Here is an 18,399-nt window from a genome sequence, read left to right on the forward strand (position 1 = left end):
AAGTGAAGTCGGCCCTTGGGCGAGCCGACCTAGGCATCCGTAGTGGACGAGGCAACGAGTCCTCGTGAATTGGTAGTGAACGAGGCAACGAGTCCTTGTGAATTGGTTTGGGACGGGACTCGTAGCCTCGTCCACTACGGGGGCTGCACTACGATCGAACCACTAATTCCAAGTCGCCAATTCCGACGACAAGACACGAATTCGCGAGATCAAATTCTCGCGATGGTTTTCACAGAAAGCAGCCAGTGCGATCACGGCCGCACCCAACGCGACACCGCAGATCCACAGCAAACTGGGGTGATCCATCGTCGATCGAATCACCATGGCCACCAAGTCCGCAATCAAGAATGCCGAACCGGCGTACATCAACGAGCGAAGACGCAATCCGATCGCAGCCAAGATCACCAACACACTCAGCACCATCAGTGCGAACATGTGTCCCCAGCTACCTCCCAGCACGTCGAACAACGGCGAAACCAAAATGATCAATGCTCCGATGTAACGCAGCGGATCGTGTGACGCGGCAGGCAGCTCGCGTTTGAGTAATTCCACTCCGCCCAGTACCGACAAACCAAACGGCACCATGTAGAATTCCGGAGCGGTCCAGCCCAGCACTCTCCACAGCAACATCAGTGCGACGTTGACGATGACTGCTGCTGCGATCGCAAAGCCGCGTTGGCGTTTGACGATCGATTGTTGAAAGTAGACGGCTGCCGCCAACATCAACGACATCACATTCAGTGCCGTCGATGACTCATCAAACACCCCTGAGATCTCTCGGGCCGCTGCAAGCACGGCAACCACGGCAGGCAACGTTTGCCCTATCAACCGCATCGGTCGGCGAGTGATCTCCCATCGCGTTTTGTTCGCGGCGAGATGATCCATTGTTAACGCCGTAATCGCGATCGCCGACATTACCAATTGGCTGATTCCGGCACCGACCGTGATCACGCCCTCGTGAAACAGGAACAAAGCCAAAGTCGCAGCAACGATGCAAGCTCCCCAAACTCGGAACTCTTGTTGACGACGAATCGCTTGCAACACTTCCGCGACTGCGACAATGGCAAACCCGATCGTCATCGCCCCGATTTGGACGACGTCAAAGTGCATCTTCGTGAACGACAGCAATGCAAGGATCATCATCCCGACACGCAGTGCTAATGCCCAATCACGACACGGGCTGGAGTCGAGTTTCTGAAAGGCTCGATCAAATAGGATGACACTGATCGCCGCCGTCACAAAGACAAACGGCAATGCGACCGCGATGGATCCATGCATCATGCTTGGTATCACCCAACCGCGACACCCGGCCAGAGCTGCGGCGGCGAGCAAGACATGAACGTTTGCGACAATCGCCACCAAGCTTGAAATCGCTCGCTCCTGATGTGTACGGAATTGCATCCACAACACGGGCAGGGTGATCAAACCGACAAGTCGTGCGGTCACGTCAAACGACATGCAAGAGGCTACAAGCAGTGCGAACAACCAACCGACACTGACCCCTTGGATGACCTTTGCCACCGGTGATGGTGAGGTACCGTTGGAAATATAGGAGGCTGACATCCACAAAATGGCTTGCACGATCGCCCATACTACAGGCAACGCAACCAGTGGGGAATTTAGCCCTGACGAAATCAGGACAGCGGTGGCGACCAGCGGCAAGATCATGCTCGCCAAACCTGACGCCAATCGGCTGCGTTGGATCACGGCAACCGCTAACAACCACAGACTCACCAACACCGTCGAAAGCTCTATCGTTCCCATTGCCGCCGTTGGATTCCCCAGCAGCACCAAGTGGGCTTTCAACAACAACGGAACGTGAACCGCAATGACTAGACACGACAGGGCAACAAAACTCAGGTCAAAAATTGGCACAACGAAAGCTTGTGCCCGTCGCATCCAGCCAGACGAAGAGGGGCGAGAACTCGAAACGGTTGAGAACCGCTCGGCATCAAAACCAAGCGTATTTCGTAGCGACCCGATCGAGGTCGCTTTTGAAATCGATCGAGTCCCCCGTAAAAAGAGATACGCGACACTGGAGATTGCAATCGAAAGATAGGTCGTGTACATCAAACCGTCAGCGATCGAGATGCCAAGTCCTGCCGCCCAACGCACGGCCGCGTAGCTGACCAACATCCAGACACACAATCCCGAGTGGTACTGAGGATTTCGCAGCGTGTACAACACAAACGCAGCCATCAATAATCCGAATGTCATAAGCGACGCCTGTGACATCGGTTCGACAAAGTGGACGATCGAATCACACACCCAAACGAAGGAAACGATCGCGGCAAGAAAGCAGCCCATGACTTGGGTCAGATTACGATCGCTGCCGTCGGATCGCTGGACCATCCACGATCCAGTCCCGGCCACCGGGATGCGGTTCAAAATGGAATCGGGAATACGCGTCGCCGTCATCAATGCTGCCGCTGCGGCCATTAGCGTGGGAATCCAAATTGGCGACACGTCGATCCATTGCATTCCATTGAGTGCGGGAATTGCCGCGACGCAACTAACCATTCCACAGCCAAGCGAAACAATCACGTAGCGACGGTCAGCAAAGGCAATGGCAAACACACCGAACGCAACCACGTTGGCTAGCGAGACTAAAAACGGTGATGCAAACGCCCCCCACACGATGTCGCTTGTCGCAATCGCACACAAGAACACGGCGACCAAGGTCACGAAGTGCTGAATGGGTTTACTGAATTCAACTTGTCCTAGTTTGCGAAAGCGATAACTTGCTGCGGTCAGCAAGCCAAGAAGTGGCAAATAGGTAATACCATAAAGTGTGATCGGCACTCGCTCTTGTTTCAGTGCCTCGGCGGTGGTGCTACGAAGCGTTTGCACAATGTCCGCAAACAACGCTGGGCAACATTGATAAGCGATTGTCACGAAAAACAAACTGATCCAAACGAAACCAGAGTGGCGAGTGTCTTTCGCCGTCGCCGCCATCAAGATTGCAGCAACAATCGATGTGGGAATCACTGCGTAGGAAGTTTCGCCAACATAGGAAAATCCGTAGAAGGACAAAACAACGCCAAGAATGGTCAGAATCAGCCCGCAGAATAGCGGCGTGATAATTGGCCAAGGCAACGGGCGAACAAGGTCGCCGGTTCGCTGACGAAACACATTCGCCACGGTTCGCGTTGTCATTAAGACCGTGGCGGCGACCAACACACAACCAAAACCAATCCACTGAATCGGGATCGCCGTCACTGTTTTGGTGCCAACGAGAACGACAAATTGTAGTCCCAACATCACGATTGGCAGAAAGCCAAAAACGCGAGGTAGCTGATGAGTTTCGGCTAACCAGAATGTATGCCGATTGACTTTCAGGACTCCCGCCGTGAACACCAACCAACATGCGGCGGTGAATATCATTGCGGCAATCGGCGTCGAGACGCTTGGGATCGCTCCGGCAACACAGAGAACGCAAAAGCTGATCAAGAAAGTGGTTTGTCGTCCCCGCAGGAAATGGTCCAGAATGCGGCTCGATGCGAACCACAGCAATCCCGTCGCCGGCAACAGTAGCATCGCAAACTCAACCACTTGCCAACCTTCTTGCATCGCCGTCCCCGGTGACAACCATGTCAACGCGAGAAAACAAACTGGCAGCAGCAGTAGCGTCAACGAGTACAGGACTCGGTAGGTCGCATTGAGTTGCAAACGCTTGCGAGCAACATTGCCAGCGACAAAGACGACGCCAGTGTAGGCCAAAATTGTCAGGTACTTGAGCGTCAACGTCCAATCGGGCCACGCCTTGGTAACCAGCATCAAGGAGGAACCGAACACGATCGCGGCTCCCATCACGAGCATCCACTTGATGTTCTTTTCTTGAAAGAAGCGATTGAGAAAGTTTTCCAAGAACGATGTTTGGCTGCGTGCTTCTCGCGCCAATATCACCGGCTCATTTTGCAACGCATCCCCACCGCTGGACGAGGGAAACGAGGAATCGATCGTGTGAAAGTTTGCTTCTGACATGGCCTGAGTCCGCCCAAGTGAAGGAAGGAAAATCGTTGTGCTCCCACCTCCTTAAACAAACCCCATGCCAAGCCGTTAAAGAAAGTCGCATCCTGTCTGCAGCAAAGGACTTAGGGAGATTCGTAATCCGCAGTGGGCGGACAAGTGCAGTCGATCGACTGCAGGCAGATAGCAGTCAGATGACTGCGTTTGGAATTCTTGGATGGTGTTTGCGGCGGGTATGCTGGTTAAATGCTGCCGCCGCTCCGCGGCTCTCGGTTTCGCTGTTACCGTAAACCATGGGCTTACGCCCATGGCTAAGTGCCGACATCGCTCCGCGATTCAACTAATTAGCCGCGGCGAGCGGCGGCAGCACTTAGCTGCAGGCGTAAGCCCGCAGAAACAATACGCAACAATACACAAAGCCGCGGAGCGGCGGCAGCAATCCTGTAGGGAGGTGTTTGATGGGTAGTTACACGCAATTGACATATCACATTGTCTACGCGACCAAATACCGCAATCGCTCCATCGTCGCCGAGATTCGTGATCGACTCTACGAATACATTGGCGGCACCCTCCGGGGGAAAAACGGACGGTTGGTCCAAATCGGTGGCGTTGAAGACCATGTCCACATTCTCGCTCAACTTTCGCCAACGTTGGCGGTGTCGGACGTTATACGCGACGTCAAAGCCAATTCGTCGCGTTGGATGAATGAGCAGCCCGAAGTTAAACGCACTTTTGAATGGCAGAAGGGGGATGGAGCCTTCACGGTTAGTTATTCACGTATTCCGAAGGTACGAGCCTATATTCAAAATCAAGAAGAGCATCACCGGACGATCACGTTCCGGGAAGAGTACGTCGACTTTCTGAAACGGCACGATATTCATTTCCGAGCTGAGCATTTGTTTGAGGACGAGCACCATGGTTAAGTGCTGCCGCCGCTTTCGCGGCTCTCCGTTTCGTTGTCACCGTAGACCATGGGCTGACGCCCATGGCTAAGTGCCACCTCGCTTCGCGATTAAGTTTTGTAGCCGCGGCGAGCGGCGGCAGCACTTAGCTGCGGGCGTAAGGCCGCAGAAACAATACGCAACAATACACAAAGCCGCGGAGCGGCGGCAGCAATCCTGTGGGGAAGTGTTTGATGGGTAGTTACTTCACCCAGGTAAAACACTTGGCATTCCCGCAATGACGGTGGATGCGGAACCGACGGTCCAGGCAAATACCAAGAAGTTTCGCCGATATAGTTGAAGGAACCTTGGGGGATGCGAGTGCCGGACGAAACTCTCCGCGAGTTTCGCTACATGAAAACGAGGCCACTGTCATCGTTGTGCGCGGCATCCGATCTACTGAATCAATTGCTCCGTTAACTTCTTTGCCTGCGCTGGATCCGATTGTCCGATGTAGGCGATGTAGCCTTGCAGCGTGCTGACGGTTTCACCTTCGTGTAGTGGTTTGCCATTGGCATGGTTGTGCATCGCTGCCCGCAGCATCCGACGTGTCTTGCGAGGCACACGCGGGGGTGCATCTCCGTTGACGACCAACCCCGTCACCGATTGTCGCCCTCCCTTGCGAATGATGCGAGTTTTCTCGGGATGCACGCGGAACCCTTCGTCTGCAACAATTCGCTTGATCAGTCCGATCATTGTGGCTGGATTCAAATCGCCTTTCGTGGATGCCGGCATGCTGAGCGTGATGTCGTCGGCGTAGCGTGTGTAACGCCAACCATACCGTTTTGCCAATCCCGCGATCCGGCGGTCCATCTTCAGACAAATGACATTCGACAAGCCGGGACTTGTCGGTGCCCCTTGCGGCAAACATCTTGGCCCCAAAGAAACGTAGAACGTCCTGCCGTCTTCGACCACCATTTGCCGTGGTGATTCAGTGCAAAGCAGAGCCAACAACGTTGCAATCTGCTCGCGGTAACCTGCATGACGAAAGATCCCTTTGACACGCGGGAAGGTCACGGTCGGAAAGAAATCTTTGATGTCAAGTTTGATAATCATCCGCGAATCTGTGTGCTGCGACGCATTGGTCATAATCGATCGGCCAGGCAAGAAACCGTGTGCAGCGCCATGAACCAGCAACCGTTCGACAACGTTGCGAAGTACCCAGTGTTGTGCTTGCTTTAACTTCGGCATCGGTGCCCAGATGGCTCGTTCGCTGCCATCGCGTTTGGGAATTGTAAATCGGCAATAGTGCAGTTTCGTAGCGACTTCGCGGTGATAAACCAGCCAGCGAAGTTCCGCGATCGACAACTCCAACGCCTCGGCTAACTGTTTTGGTTTATCCAACGGTGGAAGCTCATTTTCCGCTGCGCGTGCTTCGGCCTGTTCTAAGTCCCATTTGTCATAGTCCAGTGCATCGTTCCAAAACACACCTTCGCCAAGAAAGACAATGTTTTCAGTTTTGTAGGCTCGCCATGCATCACGGTAGAGCGTTCGCTTCTCGGCCGCTTCGGTCTTGAGTTCCTTCTTGTAACGAGCCAACTCGCGCGCAGACATGTTGTCAGTCGCACGTCGCTCGACCATGAAGCCGCGTTCTCGCAGCTGTGAATCGACATAGGCATTGATGCTGCCGGCTTGTTCGATGCCGCGAAAAATCGTCACTAAGTCCGTCGTTCTGCTCGTCATGGCGTGTTCCTATTGGGGTGGCGTCGCCGCCTGGCCTCTGGCATCGGTTGCCCCGCGACCGTCAATGCACTACACAAAAATACCAAAGCGATTTCGGGGATGTTATTCAGACGCGTCCAAGAACCCGCCCTCTTTCAATCGATGGACGCGTCCAAAGTAATCGGATCTTGCATCATCAACGGATGCAAATTGAAATTGTTGCAGTCGCAAATTCTCGCCCGCGTGTCCCCAGCGAATTTTCAGTTTTTTGCGGTCGAGCGACAATTGATAAACCTCTTCGTAATCCTTGCGTCGACGACTGAAAGAACGTGTTTCGACTAAAATCGTTTTCTCGCTGCGCCCTCCCTCGCGTCGCTTGCGTTCTCGGATTGCATGGGCGAGTCGCAATGAAATCAGACACGTGCATGGTCCCGCCTTGAGTCCTTGTTGACGAAACGTATTGCACGTGCATTCCGCTCTGCTGACGAACCCTTCGTCGGTGATCAACATTTGAGGTCGATACTCTCGCTTGTCTTCTTTGACGACCGCTTTGCCGATGATTTCCAGGCCGGAACCGTGAATCCGATTCTCGGTCGTGATCGATACCGCATCCTTACGATGCACCAAGTCATAAGCCAATTTTTCCCGCGAATTGCGAAATTCCAAACGGTCCAAGTCCAAAGGTTGGCCCGTCAACGGTCGCAACCGAAATCGCTCGCTTGGCATGTCGTACATCAGTTGTCCGTACTGACACCCAAGCTGCAACGGCTCGACCAATTCGACTCCTTTTAATTTCGTTGCTTTGCTTAACGCGTCCCGATCGGCAAACCATTCGTGCGACAAATACTTGACGATTTTCTCCAGCGGCTTGCTGTCTTGCGTTTTACGTGGCAGCAGAAGATCAAAGTTCACGGCGGACGACCAATTCGCCGCTGTGAATCCCGTCATTCCCAACGTCATCGTGATCGCGCCGGCACGCAGGATCCAAAAGCTTGGCAGCCCGCTTCCCATCGTAAAGACCTCAACCTCATCGACGATCGGCAACATCCGGCTCAACAACATCAATCGTCTTCGGCCCCACAAGCGAATCACTTTGGCTTGCCGGCCTTGGTAGATTTCAGCCGAGGTTTCGATCAACGTTTCCCAGGGCTCCAGGACAATCCGAGGTCGCTCGCCAGGGACTAATTCGACACGCAATCCGCGTCGTTTGCCTTTGCTGTCCGCATGCATGCGTAGATGACGCAGCACGTTGTACAAATCAATCGCCGATAATTTGAAGGCGTCGGTCGGCAGCATCGTTGCCGACTGCACTTGTAGGAAGCCACGCAGCCATGAATCGGGAATCTTGATTTGCTTTTCCAGCACTTCGTGGTCATCGGTTGCGATCTTGACCGCTTCCTGAGCAATGGTCAGCCGTGTTTCCCGATAGCTGCGAAATCGCTGGATACTGTCAAACAGCGTTTCACTAAAATCAATATTGGTTGTTCCACATACCGGATCACTTTGCAGATCAAACGCATCTAGCGAAATCGACAAGTTTGCATACGAGCCTTCGTCTTTGCTAAAGACTTCAAAGAAAATCTTGTCCGGGTGGACGCTGATCACCGGATCAAGGATCAGGCAAGCTAACGGATCATTGCGGCTGAGCCAATTGAAGTAGGCGTGTTGTGCCTGCCAAGCGTTTAGGTTCGCTGACTCGTTTCGCATCCGGCGATAGGCATTGTACGCCGTGCGATCTTTGGGGACGTAGCGATAGTCGCTGCCGACGATGCTGTAGAGGGCCGACAACGCCTCGCGAAAACGTAGCGGATCACGGACAATTGCGTCTAGCGAAACCGGGTCTCGTTGCAAATTCCCAAACAGTGCCAATCGAGGCGTCCCGGCGTCCGCAACCATCCGGCTTTGTCCCGCATACGAAACAGGCACTTCGGTAAACGAGCGTTCGGGTTCGCCTTCGCTGTTTGTCGTTTCGTTAGTCATTTTGAACGTCTCTTGTTTTGGGGAGGGTTTCCCCGCGGAAGGTTTGCTGCACTCGCAAAAGGTACTGTTGGTTGAGGTCGATAAGCTGCTGCTAAGTCCAGTTGTTACTTCGCCATTTGTCGCTTGGCTCGTCGCAACCCTCGCCACGCTGCCTTACGCAATTCCTCGCTGTTCGACTCGTCTTTTGCGACTTCCACCAAACGCGAGTTTGCATCCAGCGAGCCCATTTTGGCGAGTCCCTCGATTGCTCCCAACCTTGCCGTCTCTGCCAACTCGGCACTCGTTGCCACCGATGCAAGCATCGTGACGTCCGCGTCCGCGATTGCTTTGGGAAGCACCACCGGTTGGTAATGGACGTTCGCGACGCCCACGCTAACCGCGGACGTCACATCTACACCGTCGACCGTCGCCAATTCGTTGAACAGGACACGGTCTGAAAGCATCTGTTCAGCCAGCCCAGCACCCCGTTTGGGATCCGACTGAGTGATCAATCGAGCGGCCATGTGCCGGATCGCCGTGTCGTGGTCTGACACCATCACCGCAATGGCGTCTAAGTCGGCCTTCGTAAGCTTGGAATTTGCGAGCGATTCTAGTGCGGTTAATCGGATCGGTACAAACACGACATCGTCCATGTTAGTCGATGCCAACGCAATCAATTCCTTCTTGAGAGTCCCGAAACGCCCTGCCGCCCAAGCTAGACGAACCATCGCTTCGGTGATCTCGTCGATCGCGAATCCCGCTTCCGCCGCACCCCCGCGACGATCTTTCTCGCGACATTCGTCCCACTTTTCCAACCATCCAGAAAGCGGGGCTTTGACCGCACCGGCATGCGATTTATCAGCGGATCGGCCCAGTACATGACTGGCAACATCGACGGTCCCAGGATGCTGTGACTCGATCGCGTTGGCGGCCGCGTCGACCGGCAAAGGTTCGAGACTCAACAAGTGGGTCGCGAGTTGTTCGCGTACGGACGTACTCGGCGTCACCAGCAATTCAAAGATTCGATCTGGAGCCCCTGATTCGCAAATCCGTTTTAAGCAGTGAAACTCGTCTTCGTCCTCTTCCAGTGTGTAGTCGGCTTTGACCAAAGCGTAATCGGGCTCGAGCGACTCATCGCCAAACAAACGACGCGCGGCAACATAAGCGACTTCCTTGTACGAGCCTGTGCTCAGAAGCGAGAGCAACAAGTCACGTGTTTCTGGTGCGTCGTTATACCCCAGTTGTTCAATCGCCCCCGCAACGTCGCCAACTCGCTCACGCACCCGTTTCCGAATGACGCTCCAACCACTCGGCGTGTTCAGCCAACGCAGTCCAATCACGGCACCGTAGGAGACCGTACCGCCGCTGGATGCCAACCGAGAGAGCAGTTTTAGAATTTCATCGGATCGCTCGGTTGTGCCGAGATGCCCGATCGCTTCGGCTGCGGTTTGTTGCAAGGCGTGGACATTGTCGCTGGCGATTCGCAGCAGCACATCCCAAGCACGCTCGTCCGACAACTCCCCCAAAGCCGCGACCGCACGTTGCCGCAAATACAAGTCGCTCATTAATTCCACAGCGGACAACAACACGTTGACGCCGTTGGGCATTCCTGCGCGTGCTAGCCCCTCGGACGCCAGGAACTGCATGATCGGATCGCGGTGTTCCAGCAGCGTCACAAGCGTCTGGCTCGGTCCCTTTCGGTATTTTAGCCGCCAACCAATCGCTTCGGTCACCGCGTGCCGTAGCGAGGCATCCGGATGGACCGTTAGCGTCGCCAGCACAGGATCGACCGCATCACTAAGGGACCAACGTGCAGCAGGAATCAGACGCATCCAATCCTTCCACAGATCAAGCTCCCCAACTTTCGCAATTAAGTCGGAGAGCACTCCGTCATGCCGTGGAAATTGACGCTGCATCCAGCGTCGATCAAGAGGCTCGTCCTCCGTATCTTCGATCGGTTGGTCAAACCCGCTGATCCGTTCCACGGCGGCGAGACCTTGTTTCTTCCACAGTTTGTCCGTCAAAAAATCCAGCAACCGCGGGACAATCGTGGGGTCACGCAGTTGCCCAAGTGCACCCAAAAGTGCGTTCGTGTTCGCTGTTTTTTCAGGATCGTTTTCCATCCGGTCCAAAATTGCCGCACTGCTGCGTGGATCTCCCAATTTCACGATTGAACCGATCACGCTGGATTGCCAACTCGGATCTTTGAATTCGCCCAGCAAACGGACAAGGGCATCGAAGGCTTCCGCATCCTGCTGTGTCGCGAGCTCGCTGGCAGCGTTTAGCCGCACGTCATCGAACCGCGATCGCGTCGCTGCTCGCAATTTTTCCTTCACCGCCGGATCTTTATCCCAAGCGGCTGCCAACGCTTGAATACACCAATAGCGTGCGGGTTGATAAGGCGATTCTAGGATTGTGTCTGCAGCGTCGGCGGGGCCGATCCGCTCGGTCATCAACCGCGCCACCTCCATCGCCAAGTTATCGTCACGCTGCAGGATAACATCGGCAAGGATCTTTTGCCCGCTTTTGTCATCACCCTTGGAAAGCAACTGTAGTCCCAAAACGGCCAGATCGTTATGACCACTTTCGAGCCCCGCTTCAGCACGCGCCGCATCATCCAACCCCAGGTCGGCTAGTTTTTCAAATGCCAATGTCCGGACGTCTGCGACCGAGTCGCTAGTGACTTGAACGATCACCGGTATGGTTGCCGCCAACAACTCCTTGCTCTCGGATGCCAGTTCGACCAAACGACGAACCGCGGCTTGGCGAATCGAAGTCACGGTCATCCCGAAACTTGGCTTGCCACTTCTTCCCGAACGCGTCGCACCCGCTCCACTTTGTTGCCGCACCAATCCAACATAAGTGCCAAAGGCCAATTGTTTCAATTCGCTTTCTGAGGTCGAAGTCTTCGGCAATTTCGTTGCCGCCGCGAGACGTTTGGCCGTCGCTTCGGCGATCTCATCTGCGACAATTTCTTGATTCACTTTCCACGTGTATTGCCAATCCTCGAACCGCTCCGCATCGAGTGAATGCAACAAGGTTACCATTCCTGGATCCCCAAACGCCATCACATCGACGAGCTTCGACATGTCATCGGCGGAAATATTCCAGTTGTCTTCGGAGTCTTTTTCGCCACGTTGATTCAGCAATCCCAACATGACTTCGCCGTAGGCAGCCTCGTTGCCAAATGCTTCGAGTGCCCGAGCGGCCCACAATCGCAACCGTGGAGGTTGGCAGGTGAGCGCGAACAAAATACGCCGTGGGGTACCATCATGATCGCGAAAATCACGCGACAACAGCACGAACAATGCGGCGTTGCGAATCCAACTGCTATTGGAATCTAACAACGCGGCCAGACGAGTCTCGCTGGCAGAGCCATACGCACACGCTGCCAGCAATATCGCATTCTCATCCAGCACCGCGGATGCTTGCTCGGAAAAGACCATTGGCATGGCGATGGGTTGCTGGCACAACGCTAATCCCAACGCAGCACGGTATTTGACATGCTCGTCATCGTGTTGCAGCAGCGGCAACACCTCGTTGGCATCGTCGGGTTTGATGCTGTACGCCAACGCCAAGGCTGCCGCGCGGCGAATCGCTTCGTACTCACTCGCCGTTAATTCGAGGAGTGGCTTGATATGATCGGGCGATTGCAAATGAGCCATCCCTGCAAGTGCCGCCAAGACATTGGCTTCCCAAGGCCCCTTTTCCTCTTTCTTTTCGGGTTCCGGTTCGGTTGCGATCGCCAGTAAAGGGGCCGCCGATTTTGGGTCCCGGTAAATTCCTCGCGCCGCAGCCGCTTCCAATCGCACATCGAGATGCGAGCTGTTCATGGCTTTATAAAGGACGTCACGGGCTCCGGACGCGATGATCGCTTTGAGCGCCGTCGTACGAACGACTTTCTCTTGGTCATCGATTGCGGTGACGAGAGTCTCTTGGGCCTCTTTGGATTTCAGCTTGACTAGCTTGTCGATTGCGTTGATTCGTAAATCCGCGTAGGGGCTGCTTAATGCGGCACGCAGCGGGCCCACATCACGCCCATTCTTCTTCGCGTGCAAGTGCTCAAGGGCATCACTGCGAATGGAAGCATTCGGATCGCAAAGCAGATCGTAAAGCAGTTCGCTGGCCCAGTCTTCCTTTTCCTGTGCCATCGCTTCAGTCAACACTTCGCGTCGCACACTTTCGTGCGAACTACGCAGCACGAAGCGAAGCGTTTCGACTCCCTTGCCCGCGACCTCAAGATTCAACGATGCTTTGAACGCTTCCCCTCGCACCTTCGGATCGACGTCGCTGAGCACACGCAGCATCAACGCTTGACCTCGCTCGGTATCGTCACTGGATTTGGTTCTACGCAGCACGGTGACGAGCGTCTGCAGGCTGCGGCGACGGACATCCGGATACTGGCTCGACAAGCCCACTTCGGCTGCGTCCAACGGATGGTTCGTCCGCAGACCGATCAACGCTGTCAGGGCCGCATCCCGTACTTCGGCTGCGGGATCCTGGATCAACGTTTCCAAACGCTGAAGCGCCCGTTCGTCGCCGAGCGATTGCAGGGCCCGGCAGACATGGACACGTACGCCGGCATCCTGTTCACGACTGAGTTGCAATAACGTGGCGAACGCTCGGGCGTCTTCAAGAGCCGCGAGCGCACACGCTCCCAGCAAACAGGTGTCGGTCGCTCGTGAACTCATTGCCGTCAACAACGGAGCAATGTCCAGCGGCGTTAGCTTTACCTTTGTCTTTTTGGCTTTCGCGGGCGGCTTGGTTGTCGCACTGGACGACTCCTTGGATGCAGCATCCGTCTCTCCTTCGGCCGCTGGCTCAGGCGACGAGACAACTTCAAACTCAAACGTCTCTATTTCGTGCAGGTGGCGATGTAAATCTTTGTCCTGCTGACGCACTGCCAACGCTAGTTTCTCGCTTTGCAAGACGGAGACGAGAAACGCGGTGCGGCGAACATCGGCGTCGCTGTCGTCACCCGCTCGCCGGATCGCCGCCTGCACGCGTGAATCGCTGAGCAATTTGCGTTGATACAGTCGCACCAACGCCAAGCGGCGGACGTCGGGCTTGTCGCTTTTGAGAGCGATCAATGTCGGTTCCGCTGTGTTTTTGGCAAACACGTTTTCGAGTTGCAGGATGGCTGCCCGACGGACTTCAACAGGCTCTTTGCCCAACGCACCGATTAGCAACTGACGCGCCAGATCGTCTTTCTTTGCCAGCGGCTGCAGTGCCTCGACCGCAGCAATCCCGATGTTCGCTTTCGTGGCGTTGAGGGCCAATTCAATCGGCCCCAGATCGGTCTTGCCACGCAAATCTCGCAGCCCAACGAAAGCGGCCATGCGAACGTGTTCATCGTCATGGCGAAGCAGCGGGCCGAGCAGACCGGGGACGCGGGGATGTTTTGATTTTGCGAGCAGCTCGGTTGCCTGTAACCGAATCTTTGCATCCGACTCGCTACCGATATGAGCGGCAAGCATCTCGACGCTACGTGAATCGTCGTAGTTTGCCAGTGCATGGACTGCCTCGCCCCGATCCGCCACATCTCGCGATGCAAATTGATGAGTCGCGCGAGCGTACGCATCGTGGTAGCGATGAGTCTCTGCACCAAATCGCCCTCCCGCATCGATCAAAAACAAGCGAATCGAGTTGTCTTCGCCCGCGAGCGCCAAGTGGGGACGCTCGTGAATTTCGACAAGCGTACTGTCGATGACCTTCGGCACTCCATCGGACAACGTCGCCGGACGAGTGGCTCCGACGAGCGTCCAGGTCTTGCAAGTCTTGTCGCGGCCCGTGGTAATAAACCGCTCGCCTGGCACATGCAACATCGAGGTGACATGATCGCTGTGACTCGCACCGCGACCACGATCCTCAGGCTCCAACTTGCCTCGAGCGTGGGTCAACAACAACTTCTGATCCGCACCCGCTGACAAAAAACGCAATTCATCAGGCTCGAACAAAATCGATGTCACGGCTGCATCGTGAAGTTTACCGGACTCGCTGATTTGCAAGTCTGATTCGCCTTCGCAATAGAAAACCGACACATTTCCTTTTGCGGTTCCGACTGCCAACCACTCGCCCGTGGGATCCGCCGCCATGGTCGTTGCGTCCTCGGACAACTCGATCGTTTGCCGCTGCTTGCCATTGGCTCGATCGACCACCACGATTTTGTCGCCACACATCGCCGCCAATCGATTCCCGTTTAACGAGGCCAGCGATGTTGCGTGCTGTGGCAGTCCGCCCGCGAGCGGTTTAGCCACCTTGGCTTTGCCTGCGACGTGATAGATTTTCGAATCATCACCCGCGATCCAGCAATCCTCACCGTCGACCAGCAGCGCGTGACCGCCGGTCGGCAACGGCACCTCTGAAAGTTCGGCTTTGTCAGGATCAAGTCGGTAAAGGAACGTGGCGTTTTTTTCGCGATGCAGAGTCACGAACACGATCGACTTCGCCATCGAATCGATCGCACGAATGTCACCGCGATAGCTCAAATATTTTTCATTCATGGCCAAACTCGATTCTCGTGATCGCGACTAAACAAGCGGCGTGTTCGCTCTTCCCTCGCGAACCTTTGAACTCTTTCAACAGCGGCAAAATCTCAGCGGCAAAGCTCGCGTCCTGCAAAGCCACGTCACGTAGCGTATCGACGAGGTTTAATTTCGCCTTTCGTGCCGGAAGCGGTGGTAGTTTTCGCATCGTATCGGTCGCCGTTTCTTTATCCTTAGCCGGACGTCCGGGCGGCACTTCAAACAGGATCCGCCGCAACAGATCATGAAGCTGTTGAGAATCGGCGGGTAAGTTCTCGGGCCGATCGGGCACTCCCGTGCCGATTTTCTCTTCAATGGGCGTTTCGTTTTTCGCTTTTTTCTTCTTCGTGATTGATTCCGCAGGCGGGGTCGGTTTCCAGTCTGGCTTGGTCCCGCGATCGCGATACAACGACCAAAACGTGCGAATCACAAACGCTCGCACGCTTCGGTCAGGGCTCTCGGTCAAACGAAACAATTCCTCAGGCAATTTCAGCCGTGGATGCAAATCGATCAATTGCATTCCCAGGTTTCGCGTTTCGCGGTTTTTGGATTCACAAAAACTATAGACTGCGTCTGCAGTCAAGACGGCAGGATCGACTCGATAGCGGCGATGCTCGGGCGAATCGTCACATGTCAACACTTTGGCTAGGAAATCTCGCACCTCGAGATAGGGCGATTCGCACATCGTGACCAAACCATCGATCGGCGGTGACCAGCGTTTGAACTCATATTTGGCAAACTCAAGTGCCAACTCTCTAATCACGGTTCGAGGATCTTTGAACAGCGGCAAAAAACGATCGAACGTTAGAAATTCTTCAGGAATTTCTGCACCGGGATCAACGGGCCGATCCGTCTCGGCCAAACGGATTGCCGGATGATGGTAGCGGATGTAAGTGCGTGCAAATTTTGCCAGCGGTGCATCGATCTCAGGCGAATCGACCATTAATGACCACAGGTACTCGCATCCCGATTGAACCGCGTCGGCACTGAACTCGCGGACCTCGCCCGCTAACATTTGCAAAAACGCAGTCTCGCTAATGATGCGGATCGCGGCTCCATCGTTATTCAATTTTTCCGCTTTGACTTGTTTGCTGCCTTTGCGGCCTTCGCCGTACAGAGGAGATCCCTCATCACCGATCACCAAATAATCGAGCGACTTGCCGACCGTGCTCGAATTGGCTCCCGCGGCTTGAGTGACCTTGCCCTGTGCCTCACCTCGCGTCATCGTTTTCAACTTGCCTGTGAAGACAAAGGATGCCCCTTCGAGATCAACGTTGATTTCCGTTTCCGCATCCTTTTCGGGCTTAACCGACTCTTGCGCAGTGTCTGACTCTTGCTCGGCAGCCGAGTCCGTCGGCGCGAAATCCGCGGGCAGAAACGCTTGCGTCATCTGGTGCACGGCAAAGTCGTGGTAACGCGGTTCGCTTCGCTCGACCAGCTGCATCAACCACTGGAAACCAAGATCTTCAGGCGAAAATTCCCGCACATCACTGAGCCAACCAAGCACCTGCCGCGACAACGCTTCATCAAACTCGATTTCTCGCCCCCAAACGGTCTTCTTCTGCTCCGCGATCCAAGGATCGTTCTGCCAAGTGGGATGAAATGCAATTCGCTTTAGGAAATCGGCGGTAAAGACCGATGGTTTCAATTTCCCCGAGTCGACCCACTGACAAATCGCATTGCTCGTCAATGGATTGACCAGCAACCGTTGCAGCGACGCGGGATCCACCGTGCTCGGACCAAGCTTGTCTAATTGTTCACACACGAAATTCGCGACGTCATACCCCGCAGGTGAACGCGAATCGACCTGTTGGATCAAATCAACAAAGTAAGTGGTCCCCAGTTTTTTCAGCGGATGGAGTTCGCTCAACCGCACCGTGGCAAACACAAACGCGGGGCCTGGAGCGGACTTCAACCGTTCAGCAAACCAGCTAGGCGATAGTTCCTTTGCACCGAAGTGTTTTCGCAAAACCTTGGTCGCCAGTTGAGTTCCGTAGCGAGTGTCAAGAAGTTGTCCCCAAGCATCCAGCCCGATTTCGGTGCGGGGATCACGCGCCGAGAGTAGATCGTTTGCTAATTGACGCACATCGTTGCTGGAGTTGTTGGCCAAGCGAATCAGGTCGTCGACCGGCAAATCGCGAGCATGGGTGCGGGCGTAGCTAGCTGCATAGGTGCGAGCGACGTTGGAGGGTGAGTCAAATAAACGCAACACAGGTTCGTGAAGCCCTAACTCGGTGAACTTGGATTGCTCGAATCGCGGCACATTATCGAGAATCCAGACTGCAAACGTATCGAGCGTTTCGCTCTGTTTTCCCATCAATCGTGCCACCCATTCGGGCTCGACTTCGCGAATCGCGGCTCGAAAGTCGCTCTTCAGTGCTTTGGTCGCGTAATCACGAATCGGTTCCGCTTGGGCCCGCTCAAGAAGTGAAAACAAAGGACGCGGCGAACGTTTCCAAGCGTCCGCAAAGGCTCGGTATTTCTGCCATGACGTGATGCGTGAGTAGCCCAACTTGAAAGCGTGCGGCGTGTATTTGCCGGTTTCGTGAAAAAAGATGTGGTTCAAGATCCATGAATTGCGAAACTCGCCGTATCCGCGGTAGTGAACCAAGAAATCGGCAGCGACGTCGGGGTAAACCGCTGGTAACGTTTGCCCGATTCGCCGTAAATACCGCCATCCGCGGCGGCACAGATAGCCGAGCGTCCGCACGCTGACGGAGTGCTGGCCATCATTGAGAGCCATATCGAAACGGGCTCCGAGCGCCCCGAGAATCAGGGTATCGCCCGCCGCTTCGGCCTCTTTGAAAATCCGCTTCATCGCTTTGAAGGGACCATACACCATCGGCAATTGTCCGATCGCGGCGATCAAACATTGACGGCTGAAGGAATCACTGGCTTGCCAAAGCTCTATCAATATTTCGTGCGATCGCAATCGATCGTTCAGCGGCAGTTCGGCATCGTCGGACTCAAGGCTTGCGAGTTTCGAGATCCGATACTCGGCTTGTTCCTCGGGCGTCTTGGCGCGAAAGCGTCGGTTGTTTGTTTCCGCCAGGAATGTTTCGAACGTGTAAGCCCCTTCACGATCCGGTGGAGTGTCCTCAGGCTCGGGTGCATCGATCAATCGGCATAGCAGTGCCACACAATCGGGATCACGAGCGTCGACTGCATCACGCACTTGTTTTAAAGAAACAGAAACGGACACAGCAAGTTCCTCGTCCATGGAAGAATCGAATGCAAAGTCAACGTAAAAAAATGGCCGCCCGTCTTTTGCAGGACGGGCGGCCTTTGTTTGTTGGCCCGAAAGCGTTTCTACTTCACGACCTGGTACATGGAAGGCTCACTGC

The 18,399-nt window shown here is 54.8% G+C and carries 6 protein-coding genes; 1 reads left to right on the forward strand and 5 read right to left on the reverse strand.

What is annotated here, in order from left to right; translation table 11 throughout:
* Nucleotides 1-162: 162 nt before the first annotated feature.
* Nucleotides 163-3,984 (reverse strand): hypothetical protein, encoded by a 3,822-nt coding sequence (locus SH528x_RS07550; protein ID WP_442509908.1) that lies wholly within the window; start codon nucleotides 3,982-3,984, stop codon nucleotides 163-165.
* Between the two features lie 443 nt (nucleotides 3,985-4,427).
* On the opposite strand from SH528x_RS07550, the gene tnpA reads away from it, so the two are divergent.
* A complete protein-coding gene (gene tnpA / locus SH528x_RS07555) occupies nucleotides 4,428-4,892 on the forward strand; it encodes an IS200/IS605 family transposase (RefSeq protein WP_442509909.1) in 465 nt (154 codons plus the stop codon).
* Nucleotides 4,893-5,306: 414 nt separating this feature from the next.
* On the opposite strand, the gene SH528x_RS07560 is transcribed toward tnpA, so the two are convergent.
* From SH528x_RS07560 to SH528x_RS07575, 4 genes are all read right to left on the reverse strand, one after another.
* Nucleotides 5,307-6,593, reverse strand: a complete 1,287-nt coding sequence (locus tag SH528x_RS07560; protein WP_442509910.1) for a reverse transcriptase family protein — start codon at nucleotides 6,591-6,593, stop codon at nucleotides 5,307-5,309.
* Between the two features lie 102 nt (nucleotides 6,594-6,695).
* Nucleotides 6,696-8,552, reverse strand: coding sequence for a hypothetical protein (locus SH528x_RS07565; protein ID WP_442509911.1), 1,857 nt, complete (start codon nucleotides 8,550-8,552; stop codon nucleotides 6,696-6,698).
* A gap of 104 nt (nucleotides 8,553-8,656) precedes the next feature.
* On the reverse strand, nucleotides 8,657-15,034 hold the full coding sequence (locus SH528x_RS07570; RefSeq protein ID WP_442509912.1) for a HEAT repeat domain-containing protein: 6,378 nt from the start codon (nucleotides 15,032-15,034) through the stop codon (nucleotides 8,657-8,659).
* Nucleotides 15,027-18,275, reverse strand: coding sequence for a BRCT domain-containing protein (locus tag SH528x_RS07575; RefSeq protein WP_442509913.1), 3,249 nt, complete (start codon nucleotides 18,273-18,275; stop codon nucleotides 15,027-15,029). Before SH528x_RS07575 ends, SH528x_RS07570 begins: the two co-directional genes overlap by 8 nt.
* Nucleotides 18,276-18,399 lie beyond the last annotated feature (124 nt).

Origin of the sequence: Novipirellula methanifontis, from assembly GCF_052161655.1 — a bacterium.
Classification (GTDB): domain Bacteria; phylum Planctomycetota; class Planctomycetia; order Pirellulales; family Pirellulaceae; genus Novipirellula.